Source organism: Azohydromonas australica DSM 1124 (assembly GCF_000430725.1).
Classification (GTDB): domain Bacteria; phylum Pseudomonadota; class Gammaproteobacteria; order Burkholderiales; family Burkholderiaceae_C; genus Azohydromonas; species Azohydromonas australica.
This window is the reverse complement of record NZ_AUMO01000126.1, coordinates 1-13,079: the sequence shown is the minus strand read 5'-3', so window position 1 is coordinate 13,079 and position 13,079 is coordinate 1. Positions and strand designations below refer to the sequence as shown.

Below are 13,079 nucleotides of genomic sequence, written 5' to 3'. Positions count from 1 at the left end.
CGCAGGGTCTGCGCGTGGCGCTGCAGGATCTCGTAGTTCTCGCGGAAGGTCTCGGCACTCATTCTTGTTCCTTCTTCAGCGTCCGGGCGGTCACGGTGCCGTCCCGGAACTCGATCTCGAGGTCCTGGTCCGGGGCGATACCGCACACGCCTGTGACCAGTGAGCCTCCAGGGCGGCGCACGATGGCAAAGCCCCGCCCCAGCGTCTTGTGCGGCCCCTGGCCGGTGATTTCGCGCACCAGCGCTTGGGATTTCTGCTTGGCGTTAAGCAGCGTCCGGCGTGCGCCGTTGGCGACCTCGCCCATGGTTCGGCCGGTGTTGTCGCGGGCCCGGGCAGTCTGTACCGCGACGCGTTCAAGCACACCATCCAGGGTGGCCTGCGTTCCAGTGCGGGCGGTGTGCAGCGCGTGCCGCCCCTGGGCCAGTACGTCCACGATCTGAAGCTGCGCCGCCTGGCGCGCGGCGCCCATCTGGGCCGCGGCCTGGTGGCGCACCTCGCCCAGCAGCGAGTGCGACTGCTGCTGGCCCAGTCGCACGGATTGCACGGCCTGCAGGCGAACGTGCGCAACGGCCTGTGCCGTGTCCTGGCGCGCCTGCTGCAACTGGTGGCGCGCCGTGTGGACCACGAATTCGAAATGCTCCCGGGCGCGCCGGGCCCGCTGGGCGATCAGCTGCTCGATGCCGGCGATCACCTTGGAGGGCGTGTCAAAGCGCCGGTGCGCCACCTCGTCGAGCACGGTGCTGTCACGCTCGTGGCCGATGCCGGTGAGCACCGGTACCTCAAGATCGCAGATGCAGCGCGCCAGCGTGTAGTCGTTGAGCCAGGCCAGGTCGTTGACTGCGCCGCCGCCGCGGATGATCACGACCGCGTCCGGCATGGAGCCCGGCTCCCAGTTGTCGAGCGCGTGCAGCAGCGCGCTTCGGATCAGCGCCGGGGCGCCTTCGCCCTGGAAACGGCTGTGGGCGTAGACGAAGCGGCACACACCGAAGCGCTGCAGCCGCTGCGCCTCGGCGTGGAAGTCGCCCAGGCCGGCCGCTCCCTCGGGGGCGACCACCAGCACCGCGTTGAAGTCCCACGGCGCGGCCAAGCGCCGGTTGGCGTCGAAGACGCCCTCGCGCTGCAGCCGCTCGCGGATCTCGCGCTTGCGTGCCTCCAGGTCGCCCAGCGTGTACTCCGGGTCGATGGCGTCGATCTCCAGGCTCAGCCCGTAGACCGCGTGCACCGTGGGCCTCGCACGCACGAGCAGCTTGATGCCCGCTGCCAGCACCACGCCCGTGGCGCGCTCGAAGGCCGGCAGGATCACGGCCGCCGTGGACGCCCAAATCATGGCGCGGGCCTGCGCCACGGCAGCGCCTTGCGCGTCGCGCTCGGCGAGCTCCACGTAGACGTGGCCGCCGCGCGTGTCGGCGCGGCTGACCTCGACGCGCGTCCAGACGCCGCTGCGATAGGCCTGCGCCACGGCGCTGGCCACGCCCTTCATCAGCTGCGACAGCGCGATGCTCTTGGGTACCGCCAGCTCGGTGGCGGCAGTGGCGGCGGCCGGTGCTGCGGGCGCCGCCTGCTGATGCAGCTGTGCCGGCAACCAAGCCTCGAACGGTGCGAGGTCGAGACCCACGGGGACGTACCAGCGGCGCGCGTCGGGATCCCAGCGCGCGCCCAGCGCCTTGACCCGGTCTTTGTCCTTGAAGGCGGTGTCGAGGTAGGTCAGCGTGGCCGGGGTGGTGTTCATGCGGCCCGCAGGTTAGCAGTCGCTGCATCCCATCTCGTGGTCTGGCGCGGGCCACCATGGAGTCAGCGGCACGCGCAGAGCGATGCCCGCTCGTGTTCCTGCCTCGATGCCCGTGCCGTGCTGCGGGAAGATGGCGGCATCACATGCGAAAGGGGAGGGGAATCTTGGACTGGTTCGAGCGCATCACGGGTTTCGGGGAAAAGGAATACGCCAGCACCCAGGCGAGGCTGCAGGTTGATGGCGACGCCCTGGTGAACGAGGTCGCCGGGCGGCGCTGGGCCATGGGGCGGCTGGAGGTTGTCTCCCTGGCCGAGCTGCGTGCGCGCGCCGCCGTGCAGCCTGACGGCCCCGCCCTCGTGCCCGGGCTGGTGCGCGGCGACATCCGCGAACTGCACTTGGCACCCGAGCAGGAAGGCTCGCTCATCCAGGTCGCCTCGCAGTTCAACCTGCTGGAGATGGTGGGCCCCGACATCAGCCCCGAGGACGGCGTGACCGGCTACGCATGGGACCGTACCCAGGGACCGGCCTGTGCGATAGCCGCCGGTGCCGCGACGATCTACCGCAACTACCTGGTGCCGCTGGCCGGCGGCCGCGGGCAGAGAGCCGGGTGCCAGATCGATACGCTGGCCGACTTGGGCACTGCCCTGGGCCATGGCCAGCAGCCGCTATGGACTTGGCGCAATGGCTACGCGCTGGGCAGCGCCGAAGGCTTGGCGCGGGTGTCGCGACAGCTGGTGGCAGCCAGTGAGGCGGAAATCGACCATCTGCGTGGGCTGCTGCGCATCGGACTGCACTGGGACGTCGAGGTTACGGATGCACGGCAAGCGCCCGGGCCGCTCGTCAGCCAGGCGTACTGCTCGGCAATGCCCGTAGCCTATGGCCGACCGTCAGCCCAAGCATGGGAGCCGCTGGCGCGGCTGGTGCTGGAGGCCGCCTACGAAGCCACGCTACTGACCGGCGTGCTCAACGCGGGCCGCGGCGCCTCACGTCGCGTCCTGCTCACGCGGCTGGGTGGCGGAGTGTTCGGCAATGAGGCAGCCTGGATCGATGCAGCTATCGAGCGGGCGTTGCGCTGCGTGGCGGGTCAGCAGCTCGACATCGTGGCCGTGAGCCGTTGAGGCTGGCGCGGTCGGCGTGCATCGACCGGCACGATTGCTTTGAACGTGGCGGCAGCAGGATGCACAAGCCAGCGACTTAGGCTTGGTGCTGGCGGAACTGGATTGGCTGGGTGTGAGCAGTCGACTTAATTTTTGGCCTATTTATAGGAAATGAGCCTTTAACCGGATTACTTTAACCGGCCGCTTTGCGGTACCACTTGAACGCCTCAGCGTCGTCTTGCGTCAGGGCACCGTTCCCGGACCGCGCCACACGCCGCGTAGGGCTGGCGCCCCCGTTACTGGCCAGTCCCCAGGGCCCGCTCCTTGACGCCCTGGTGGGGGTCGGAGCCGCTGGCGTAGACGTGCGTGTACCCATGGCAAGCCACCGGCTGCACCAGCTTCGAAGCCACGACGGCGAAGTTGCGCACGCCCTCCTTTTCGGGCAACGCCCGGATGTAGCCGGCGTCAACGGCCAGCTCGATCTGCGGTCCCTGCGCCGGTTGCTGTTCTACGGCTGGCCGCCGTGACCGCGAGGCCGACGCACAAATTTCCGGGCCACCGGTTGGATCTCTGCCTCCAAGCGCTGGCCGGTGTGCCGGACATTGACCTTCATGCTCGAAATCGGCAGGCTGCGGCCTGCCGGGAACGCATCGCGCAAGAAGGTCTGCGCCTGCCGGTACGACATCACGGCTGCGTACCGGCTTTGCAGCCAAAGCCATTGCGGATGCGTCCTCTCAGGTAGCACATCGGCCAATGGGCTGAAGCTGCGGGCCGGGGTGATATGGGTGCCGCAGCGTCCACAAGCCGAGTACAGCCGAGGACTGTCCAGGTGGCCCTTGCCGTAGACCGTCCGGTAGACAATGGTCTTGGTGTCCTTGACTCCCAAGCGCGAGCCGCATTGTCGGCACCGGGACGTGCATTCCAGGAACTGAGCAACCTGCTCGCGCAGGACAACAGTCTGCAGCTGCCGCAGTAGTTGGTGAGCCTCTCCGATGAAGAGCCCAAGCCCCGAAGCAGGCAAAGCTTCGGCGTCGTACTCCAAGACGCCGATGTCCTTGGTACGTGGCTCCTGACCGTCGACGTCAGAGATCACTGCCTGGATAGCGATGCGCATGTCGGCCTCCAGCAACCGGAGTTCTGGACATCTTCCTCTTGGCGATAACGACACTGGAGGATCGTTTTGGCCCCCAAAAATGGCCGCTCCCCAGGACGAGAGGGGCGAATGCATATCGGCAATGACGACGAGGCCAAGTGCCATGTGACGTGGCCGCGCAGCGCGCCTTGGCCTATGCTTCCAGGTATGAACTTCAACGCGTCCACGCCCGTGCAAGCGTGCACCCTCCTGCGAGCCGCCCTTTGGGCGCGTTCGTCGGGGCGAGTGCTGCGCACAAGCACCGCGCGCGCGGCGCGGCTCCTCCAGCCGGCCGCACTTCCTTAAGCCCGGCGATCGACCTCCACCTTCCGCGCAACGCTTCGATCGCCGGGCCCCTCGCCCAGCGCTTTGGCGAGCGTATGCGATCCGCAGTGGCTCGCCGCCTTGCGACAGGAGGGCCTCATGGAGGTCTTGACCTACGACGACCGCTCGCTTACCGAGCTGGATCACGTTCGCCTTGCGCGCCTCGTGCGCAGTAGGAGCCCGCACGACGGGCCGCGGTCCGAGTGCCCCATCGACGCCATGCTCGACACCGCGCAGCTGGTGTCTTCACGCGAAGTGGCGCCGGACATGGTGACGATGTACTCGCACGTCGAACTGACGGACGACGCCACTGGCCGAAGGTACCGCCTGACCGTCTGCGATCTGTCGGATTCCGACCCGCAGGCGGGCTTCGTTTCGGCGCTGTCTCCAGTCGGCGCGGCCGTGCTCGGCTTGCGTGTCGGTGACTTCGCACGTTGGCGCCTGCCGAACGGCAAGGAGGCTGCGGCCCGGGTGACCGAGCGGCTCTTCCAGCCCGAGGACTGCGGCGACTACACGTCGTAGCGCTACCCCCTTGCGCGCTGCGTGACGCTGCCCGTCGGGCGGCGATGAGCACGTACGTTCGATCGGCATACGAGGAATGCCATCTCACCATCGGAGGAATGCAATGACTCGGTTCACATCCATCCTTGTGGCCATGAACTTCGCCTCGCGCCACGCGGTGCGCCGGGCGGCCTCGATCGCCGCCCAGCACGAGGCGCGGCTTACCCTGCTCCACGTCGTCGATCCCTTCCAGGCGGGACGCTGGCGCACGCATTCGACGTCGAGTGTCATCAAGCAACAGGTCGCACAGGCGCACGCCGTCCTGGGCGGCTATGCATCCGAGCTCGCGGACTGGCATGACGTGCATGTCCGTACCGAGGTGCAGGTGGGCGATTCGCTGAAGCGCGTCCGCGCGCACGCGCATGACGCCGACCTCGTGGTGGTCGCGTCCGGCCGGAAGCGGGTGGAGGACCTCTTCTTCCCGACAGTCGTCGAGAGGCTGTCGCGACGGCTGCGCACGCCCGTGCTCGTGGTGAAGCGGCGCGTGCAAGGCCGCTACCTCAAGGTTCTGATTGCGGTCGACTTCACGCGGACCTCGGAGGGAGTCGTGCAGACCGCCATGTCGCTTGCGTCCTCCGCGAGGATACATCTCTTCCACGCACTGAGCAGCCATCCCGCGGAGCGACTGCGCGCCGACGTGCCGCCGGCTCTCGTGCGCGAATACGAGGACCGAGACCGACGAAACAGCACGCACCGGCTGCGCTCGCTGGCAGGGTCCCTCAACCCTATTCGAGTCGACGTGTCGGTGGAACACGGCCACCCGGTGCCCCTGACCCTGCAGGCGCAGGAGAGGATCGGGGCGGACCTGGTGGTGATGGGCAAGAACGGCCGCTCCGCGATCGCCGATTTCCTGTTGGGCAGTGTGGCAAACCGAGCGGTGTCGGAGGCACCGTGCGACGTTCTCGTCATCCCCGCCGCGAGCGCTCCCCGTCATGTCACGGGCGCACGCAGCACCGGCCAAAGCGACGCTGTGCCCCTGTTCGGTCAGCACCAACGAAGGAGCGCTTCATGACGAATTTCATGTCGATGACGCACGTCATCCGTTCGCAGGTGGAGCCATATCTCCGTCTGGCCTGGTTCATCCTCGAGGCCGCGGAGCGCGAACACCGACTCAACGTGAGTGCGATGTTGGCCACGCCAGGTGCGTTGGTCAACGCCCAGCTGCGCATTGCGGCGTTGGCGATGCCGCCGTGGGCCACGGGCCCGAGTCGGTTCGCCGAAGCTCGGAAGATCCCTTCGTTTTCAAGCAAAGGAACCGAACATGGATGAGAAGCGTCGAAGCTCCCTTGAACACTCAGCCGATCTCCACTGGCTGGCTCAGCTGCGCCGACACCAGCGGGATCTTCAAGACAGGCTCGACGTACGTCGCGCGCAGCTCGGCCATCCCTCCTCGCCGATCAGCGATCCAATCTACCAGCGCCTGTTCTTCGCGCTCCGCCGCATCACGGCGCAACTGACCGTGACTGAAAGGTCACTGCAACGAGGCGGCTCGTGGACTGACACATCAGCGATGTGTCGCGTAGGCGCGCCCTGCAACGGACGGACGGCTTCGCCCGTCGCGTAGACACCTGTCCTCGCCGAGCAGCATGTGTCGGTGACGGGAACTGAACTCGACTTTGGCCATCACGCGGCATAGCAAGCCGCCTCGTGCAGGCGGCGGAACACGTTGCGCGGGACTTTGATCATGTCGCGTTCGCGCCGGGACGTTGCTAAACCGATGGCCCGCCACCAGTGCGCCCGGACTGCTGCGAGCGCGTCGCTGAAGGTCGGAATGGTCCTGGTGTACCAGGCGGCCTGGCGCATGGGCAGGGTGCCGTTGCACACCAGCGTGTTGGCCAGCAGCGTCACCGACGAGAACACGCCCAGCAGGATCGGCGTGGTGCGGGCGATAGCCAGCGCGCTCCACTGCCGTTGCGTCTCCAACCCGAGGTGGCGGCGGGCCTCCTCGAAGGTGGTCTCCAACTGCCACCTCCGAACGAAGAAGGTCACGATCTGCAGCGCCGTCATGTTCTGGTTGGTGCACAGCAACGCCTGGGGATCGAGGCGCCCCTACGGATCTCGCATGAGTACCCAGCGCAGGGGCACCACCGGCAGCCCAGAGTGCTGCCACACCGCGCAGCCCGATACGATCTCGATCGGGCGTGCCGTGAGCCCGGCACCATCACGCGTTGCCAGCGTGTGCCGGTGTTGCTCAGCTTGCTGGCCAGCGCAAGCAGCTGCTGGCCTTTGAGCTCCGGACGCCCGGGGCGTCCGGGCTTGCGTGGCGGCGGTGGGGCAAACAGCCGCGCATCCAGGCGCAGCCGTGTGATGCAGCCCATCCGCGGCGCCAGCGTGCTCAAGAACTCCAGTGCTGAGAGGCTCGAATCGGCCACCATCACCAGTTCTCGGCCTGACAGCCAGCGCGAGACCTGGCGCAGCAGCTGCCGTGCATGGTCGGGAGCGCCTTGTGACGGCGTCCGCGTTGATGGTCACGGCGCACGTTCCGCTGCAGTGCCTGGGGTAGACGCGCCCCCGTGCCGCGCAGCATGTGGAGCGGTTCCAGCTGAGCCGAAGTAGGCGAGGAGAACGGCAGCCGCGCGGTCTCGAACAACAGATGCAAGCCCGTCTCCTGCCTGCAGCGTGACTGCTCAAACTGGCGCACCGCCGCGCTGAAAGGGGAGAGTTCCCGGGCGCTACCTCGGCGCTCGCGTTCACAAGGGAACGGCCGCAGTAGGGAATGCTTAAATGGTTTCTGAAGTTTCTTAGGTTTCTGTGGTTAAATTGTTCCTACTTGAAGGAGAACTCTCATGGCCGCTGCAACGCCAGGAACGAAGACCAGCCGGCGGGTACATGCGACCGCCTCTGCCGCAGCAGCCAAACCGCCTGTCAAGCGCGCGCAGCAGGCCTGCGCCCCGGGCAAGGCCAAATCCGCGGAACCTCTCGTGATCACGGAGTTCTTCGAGACACTCGAAGTGCTGGAGCAGGCCGCAGTCAAGCTTCAGAAAATGCCCATGGGAACGGTCATCCGGCATCTGAAGACCCAGCCGGCAAAGCTGGCGCTACAGCGCCAGCGTACCGCCCTGCGTCAGGCGCGGCGCATGGCCGCCGCGGCCAACATTGTCCAGACCAGGCTGGCTCAACCCTACACGGCCGCGGTCGAGGAGGCTTCAGCACAGGAAACCGAGGCCCTCGTACAAGCAACTGAGCGCGAAGCCGATGTAGGCCTTCGCCACATGATCGACAGCGGCGAGCTCGTGAGCCGGGAGGAACTGTCCAGGCGGCTGGGCTGCACCACGCAAGCCCTGAGCAAGGCGCTGGGCGCCAAGCGGATGTTCTACGTGGAATACCAGCTCAAGCAGTACTTCCCGGCTTGGCTGGCAGATCCGCGTTTCGACCGCAAGCAGGTTGAAGCGGTCTCCAGGGCCTTGGGGGACCTGCCGGGCGGGGCCAAGCTGGCTTTCTTCAGGACCCCATTCATTTCGCTGGAAGACAAGACCCCGCTGCAAGCGTTGGCCAACGGCAAGCTGGAGATGGTGGTGCGCACGGCCAAGGGGTACGCCCAAGCATGACGAGGTCCGGCACCCCGCCTCCTGCGAGTGTTCTTCAGCTCCCATTGCCGGTCTTCAGCAAGCTCGACATCAAAGCCAAGGAGGTACGGCCCTCCGAGCTGCTACGCAGCGGCCCAAGGAACTCCGGCGAGCCCTACTTCGGGAGGCTGGGCCTTCACCGGTTCGACGACCCGGGCTGCACCTACGGCACGTGCTATCTCGGCTTCGATCTCTCCACCGCGCTGGCCGAGACGCTCCTGCATGATGTCTCGGCGGTGAACGGGCAGTTCGTGGTGGAGCGCACCCGGTTCAACGCGCGCTGGATTGTCCGGTTCGACGACGTGCCAGGACAGGTGTTGAAGCTGGCCGACATGACGGGGGCGAGTCTGCTCAAGGCCGGCGGGGATGCCGCGCTCTCGGCCCTCTGGCCCTACGACATCCCCCAGCGCTGGAGCCAGCAGATCTACGCGCACCCATACGACTTCGACGGCATCTAGGGGTGGACAGACTCCGCGTGCAAATCGGTGCGCTTGTGGTTACGTCCAGGTGCGAGCGCCAGAATAAGGGAAACCTCTTATTCCACATCCCGGACGCCACCGGCTGGTTGATAGCAGCGCTCACTTCCACCCAGTAGAGTCGGCGTCCCACTTCTTGCGCCGAGGCAGCGATGTCCGCCTTTGCCGACCGCTTCGTTGGATGCGACTGCCTGCCGGGGCGGCTGAGCGATTTCGACCGGGAGCACTTCTTCTCCCTGACCAAGGCCGATGCCGAGGCTGTGAAGGAGCACTTCCGGGAGGCGCACCAGCTGGCCGCGGCGCTGATGGTGCTGTTCATGCGCTTGGCCGGGCGTCCCCTGGACGGCTTCACCGTCCTGCCGCGCAACCTGCTGCGCTACGCGGCCGGTGCCCTTGGCGTGACGGCCCCGTCCATCGCCAGCCTGCGGTCGATCTACAGACGCAAACAGACCCTCGTCGCCCACCAGCGCTGGGCCAAGGAATATCTCGGGCTCACCGAACTCGATGCCACGCAGGAGCACGACCTCGTGTCAGCACTGGAGGTGCAGGCGCAGGATGCCGCGCACACCGATGACCTGATACAGGTAGCCAGGCACTGGCTATTCACCCGCCGCATCCTGATTCCCTCGACCCGCCGGCTGCTGGACTGGGCACGGGATGCCTTTGCCAAGATCGAGACGCAAATCGTGATCTGCGTGGCCGACGCTGTAAGCCGCGCCAATGCCGCAAGGCTGCTGCTGACGGTCCATGCTCCACGGCCCGGCACGGACGTGAGCCGCATCGAGTGGCTCAAGACGCCGCCCAGGCGCCACAGTCCCACGACGTTGGCCGAGACGATGGAGAAGGTGCGCTACCTGAGGGCGCTTGGCGTGCACGAATGGGATCTCTCGGGCGTGGTGCTGGCACGGCAGCAGGCCTATGCGCGACAAATCCAGGCCCGGCGGCCCTACAGGACCCGCGACATCAAGCTTGCCGCGCAACTTGTCGAGGTGGTGTGCTTCTTGCGCGTGACGCTGCTGGAGTTCACTGACACGGCACTGCACCTGGCCAGCCGGCGCACACAGCAACTCGTGCGCTCGGCGGCCGAGCGTGCTCACACCCGGCACGCCCGGGAAAGCGCAAGCCAGCTGCGGCAGGCCGCGCTGGCCAAGGCGGTGCTCCACGACGGCACCAAGTCCTGGGAGGAACGGGTGCTGAAAGCGCAGGAGCTGCTGGCCGCGGTCGGCGATGCCGTACCGGTCAGCTTCGCGTCGCGCGTGCGCAAGGCGCTGGCCGAGGACTCGACCCGGGTCCATGCCTGCCTCGATGTCCTGTCCGGGCTGGAGTTTCACGGGAGGGCCAAGGATGCCGGCCATTGAGCAATGGCAGGCCTGGACCGCGTTGCGCGCCCGGGTCGGCCGCGAGGGCGTCGGGCGCGACGAGATCCCGGACGTGGGGGCGGCCTGGCAGAGCCTGGTGCAGCAGTCGGACCGCAAGGCGGGCTGGCGTGCCTTCGAGGCCAGCACGATGCTGGCATTGCGCCGCAGTCTGCGCCGCGGCTCGGTTTGGATAGACCACTCCTTGAGCTTCCAGGGCCGAGAGCAACTGCTCATCCCGCCACAGCAGTGGGCGCTGCAGCAGCGCGAGCATGTGGAACTGCTGGGCGTGCCGGGGTCGTTCGACGCGCTGCTGATGTCGCTGGTTGCAGCCATCCACGCGGGCATGCAGGCCCTGGTGCAGGCGCTGCGCGTGGGCAAGGTGGAGATCGGCGCGGACCGCATGCTGCACCTGCCGGCCCTGGCGGCACTGCCCGATGATGGCGAGCCGGTGCGCATGCGCGAGGCCATCTACCAGCGCATCGGCGACGTCCAACTGCCCGACCTCATCCTTGAGGTGGACGCCGCCACCAACTTCAGCGATGCGCTGCTGGGGCACCGGGCAGCCTCCTCGCAGGAGCTCATCGCGGTGTATGGCGCGCTGCTGGCGCACGGCATGGACCTCGATGCCCGGGGCGTGGCGCATATGATTCCAGGGCTGGATGCCGCTCAGATTCTGGTGGCCATGCGCGCCATCGAAGGCAGTGGCCGGCTGCGCCGAGCCAACGAGCGCGTGGCCGAGTTCCAGAGCCGCATACCGCTCGCAGCACTCTGGGGCGACGGCGACAAGGCGTCGAGCGACATGCTCGCCCTCGACGCGTCACGGCATCTTTGGAACGCGCGCGTTGATCCGCGTCGGCGCACCTACGCCGCGGGCATCTACACCCACCTGCGCGACCGCTGGGGCATCGTCTACGACCAGCCCATTGTTCTCAACGAGCGCCAGGCCGGCGCGGCCATCGAGGGCGTCGAGCAGCACAACCGTGTCGAGGACCGCATTCGGTTGTCATTGGTTGCGTGCGATACCCACGGCTGGACGGACGCCGCGATGGGGGTCGCCAAGCTATTGGGGTTCGATCTGTGTCCGCGCCTGCGCGACCTGGCCGAGCGCAAACTTTTTCTGCCCAGGCCGTACCTCATCCCCGAAGAGTTGGACGCCGTGACGGAGCGACGCGTTTCCCTCAAGGCCATCGAGCGTGGCTGGCCGGAGCTGCTGCGCCTGGCCGCGTCCATTCGCAGCGGCCGGGTATCGGCGGCGCAGGTGATGCAGCGCTTCGGCTCAGCGGCCCGGGGCGACCCCGTGCACCGGGCCGCCGAGCATCTGGGCCGGCTGCTTCGTACGGTGTTTTTGTGCGACTACCTCGCCGTGGCGGACTTCCGGCGCGAGATCCACACGCTGCTCTCGCGGGGGGAATCCGTGCACCAGCTCCAGCGCGCGGTCTACAGCGGCCCGATCGCACCCGAGCGTGGCCGGCGTCCCGACGAGCTGCGCGCCATCTCGGGTGCTCACAGTCTGATTTCGAATGTCGTGATAGCTTGGAATATCCAGCGCATGAACGACGTGGTCCTTGCACTGCGCGGCAGCGGCATGCGCATCGAGGACGATTGGCTACGGCGTATCGGGCCGGCTCACTTCAGGCACATCAACTTCCGCGGCACCATGCGCTTTGGAGTCGAAAAATTCTCCGAGTCGCTGTTGCGGGAGAACAGTGGCGAAGCGGCCAGTTTCAAGCTCAGGTAGCGGCTGGCTCGCGCAAGGTTGTACTGGCACGACAGCGGGGCACAGGACAGAACCCATGTGCACCTGCCTGTGCGTGTGCATCAGTCGGCGTATGCGCCGGCCGCTTTGATGACCTTGGACCAGCGAGCCGCCTCCGCCTCCACGAACTTCCTGTGCCCGGCCGGTTCTACGCGTCCATCCGTAACGACCGAAATGCCCAGCGCCTCCTGGCGCTTGATGAGGTCCGGGTCCTTGAGCGAGGCGCGCAGTGCACCGTTGAGCTTGGACAGGACCGCGGGCGGCGTGTCCTTGGGCGCGTAGAGGCCGTGCCAGATCGCGACGTTGAAATCGGCAAGGCCGGACTCGGCCAGCGTCGGGACGGCGGCGAGCGCCGGCAGCTTCATGCGCTGCACGCTGGTAACGGCGTAGGCCGTCACCTTGCCGCTCTCGATCTGCGGCACGCTGTTGGTGGCCTGCTCGCACATCAGGTCCACCTGCCCGCCCATCAGGTCCGTCATGGCCGGGCTGGTGCCCTTGTAGGGCACGGTCGTCAACTGCAGGTTCAGCGCGCTTTGCAGCATCAGCCCGCACAGGTGCGAGGCCGAGCCCACCCCGGCATGAGCCAGATTCACCTTGGTGCTGTTAGCCGAGAGCCACTTGCGCAGGTCGGCGAAGCTCTTGGCCGGAAGATTGGTGCGCCCGATCAGCGTCGAAGGTGCCTCGTTGATCAGGCCAAGGTAGGCGAAATCGTCGATTCCCTTGTAGGGAAGCTTGCGGTACAGGGTCGGTGCCGTCGCGAACCCGATGTGGTGCACCAGCAGCGTGTAGCCGTCCGCCTTGGCATTGGCGACCCTGGCCGCGCCCAGCGTGCCCCCGGCGCCGCCGACGTTCTCGACCAGGATCGTCGGGTTGCCGAGCTGCTTGCGCATGGCTTCGGCCAGGTCGCGGGCAATCTTGTCGCTCGGCCCGCCGGCTGCGAACGGCACGACCAGCGTGATGGGCTTTTCCGGGAACTCGGCCCGCACAGCCTGACCGGTCATGGCCATGAATCCGGCCAGGGTGATGGCACTGGCGCGGTAAATGATTCGACGCATATGTCTTGTCTCCGGATATGTGTTG

Annotated in this window: 11 protein-coding genes and 1 pseudogene; 7 read left to right on the top strand and 5 right to left on the bottom strand. The window is 67.0% G+C overall.

Translation table 11 applies throughout. From position 1 onward, the window contains the following. Window positions 1-58 precede the first annotated feature (58 nt). Window positions 59-1,729 (bottom strand): exodeoxyribonuclease VII large subunit, encoded by a 1,671-nt coding sequence (gene xseA / locus H537_RS0118040; protein WP_043459133.1) that lies wholly within the window; start codon window positions 1,727-1,729, stop codon window positions 59-61. A 164-nt stretch (window positions 1,730-1,893) separates the two neighbouring features. On the opposite strand from xseA, the gene H537_RS0118035 reads away from it, so the two are divergent. Then, window positions 1,894-2,847: a hypothetical protein gene (locus H537_RS0118035; RefSeq protein WP_051242922.1), complete on the top strand. Its 954-nt coding sequence runs from the start codon at window positions 1,894-1,896 to the stop codon at window positions 2,845-2,847. Window positions 2,848-3,122: 275 nt separating this feature from the next. Here the strand turns inward: H537_RS0118035 and H537_RS56300 are convergent, their stop codons facing one another. Next, window positions 3,123-3,254: a hypothetical protein gene (locus H537_RS56300; RefSeq protein ID WP_259375235.1), complete on the bottom strand. Its 132-nt coding sequence runs from the start codon at window positions 3,252-3,254 to the stop codon at window positions 3,123-3,125. 80 nt (window positions 3,255-3,334) lie between these two features. Continuing rightward, window positions 3,335-3,940 (bottom strand): hypothetical protein, encoded by a 606-nt coding sequence (locus H537_RS0118025; RefSeq protein ID WP_156901811.1) that lies wholly within the window; start codon window positions 3,938-3,940, stop codon window positions 3,335-3,337. A 441-nt stretch (window positions 3,941-4,381) separates the two neighbouring features. Between H537_RS0118025 and H537_RS0118020 the strand changes: the two genes are divergently transcribed. From H537_RS0118020 to H537_RS0118010, 3 genes are all read left to right on the top strand, one after another. Then, the gene (locus H537_RS0118020) at window positions 4,382-4,804 is read left to right on the top strand and encodes a GreA/GreB family elongation factor (protein WP_028998965.1); all 423 of its coding nucleotides are present in this window, start codon (window positions 4,382-4,384) and stop codon (window positions 4,802-4,804) included. A gap of 76 nt (window positions 4,805-4,880) precedes the next feature. After that, window positions 4,881-5,855: a universal stress protein gene (locus H537_RS0118015; protein WP_084150787.1), complete on the top strand. Its 975-nt coding sequence runs from the start codon at window positions 4,881-4,883 to the stop codon at window positions 5,853-5,855. Further along, a complete protein-coding gene (locus H537_RS0118010) occupies window positions 5,852-6,112 on the top strand; it encodes a hypothetical protein (protein ID WP_028998963.1) in 261 nt (86 codons plus the stop codon). The genes H537_RS0118015 and H537_RS0118010 overlap by 4 nt, the downstream gene beginning before the upstream one ends. A 354-nt stretch (window positions 6,113-6,466) precedes the next feature. On the opposite strand, the gene H537_RS49455 is transcribed toward H537_RS0118010, so the two are convergent. Further along, window positions 6,467-6,871: a hypothetical protein gene (locus H537_RS49455; RefSeq protein ID WP_051242920.1), complete on the bottom strand. Its 405-nt coding sequence runs from the start codon at window positions 6,869-6,871 to the stop codon at window positions 6,467-6,469. A 758-nt stretch (window positions 6,872-7,629) separates the two neighbouring features. On the opposite strand from H537_RS49455, the gene H537_RS49450 reads away from it, so the two are divergent. From H537_RS49450 to H537_RS56535, 3 genes and pseudogenes are all read left to right on the top strand, one after another. Further along, window positions 7,630-8,391, top strand: coding sequence for a hypothetical protein (locus H537_RS49450; protein ID WP_156901810.1), 762 nt, complete (start codon window positions 7,630-7,632; stop codon window positions 8,389-8,391). Window positions 8,392-8,435: 44 nt separating this feature from the next. Further along, window positions 8,436-8,867, top strand: coding sequence for an RES family NAD+ phosphorylase (locus H537_RS43960; protein WP_051242917.1), 432 nt, complete (start codon window positions 8,436-8,438; stop codon window positions 8,865-8,867). Window positions 8,868-9,037: 170 nt separating this feature from the next. Continuing rightward, window positions 9,038-11,981 (top strand): annotated as a pseudogene (locus H537_RS56535) (Tn3 family transposase). An 80-nt stretch (window positions 11,982-12,061) separates the two neighbouring features. Here the strand turns inward: H537_RS56535 and H537_RS0117980 are convergent. After that, window positions 12,062-13,006 carry a tripartite tricarboxylate transporter substrate-binding protein gene (locus H537_RS0117980; protein ID WP_238446721.1) on the bottom strand — a complete coding sequence of 315 codons (945 nt, stop codon included), beginning with the start codon at window positions 13,004-13,006 and terminating at the stop codon, window positions 12,062-12,064. Window positions 13,007-13,079: the final 73 nt, after the last annotated feature.

Coding starts and splice junctions, on each gene's coding strand:
- xseA (WP_043459133.1), bottom strand. CDS start 1,729: ATGAACACCACCCCGGCCACGCTGACCTACCTCGACACCGCCTTCAAG.
- H537_RS0118025 (WP_156901811.1), bottom strand. CDS start 3,940: ATGCGCATCGCTATCCAGGCAGTGATCTCTGACGTCGACGGTCAGGAG.
- H537_RS0118020 (WP_028998965.1), top strand. CDS start 4,382: ATGGAGGTCTTGACCTACGACGACCGCTCGCTTACCGAGCTGGATCAC.
- H537_RS0118015 (WP_084150787.1), top strand. CDS start 4,881: ATGCCATCTCACCATCGGAGGAATGCAATGACTCGGTTCACATCCATC.
- H537_RS0118010 (WP_028998963.1), top strand. CDS start 5,852: ATGACGAATTTCATGTCGATGACGCACGTCATCCGTTCGCAGGTGGAG.
- H537_RS49450 (WP_156901810.1), top strand. CDS start 7,630: ATGGCCGCTGCAACGCCAGGAACGAAGACCAGCCGGCGGGTACATGCG.
- H537_RS0117980 (WP_238446721.1), bottom strand. CDS start 13,006: ATGGCCATGACCGGTCAGGCTGTGCGGGCCGAGTTCCCGGAAAAGCCC.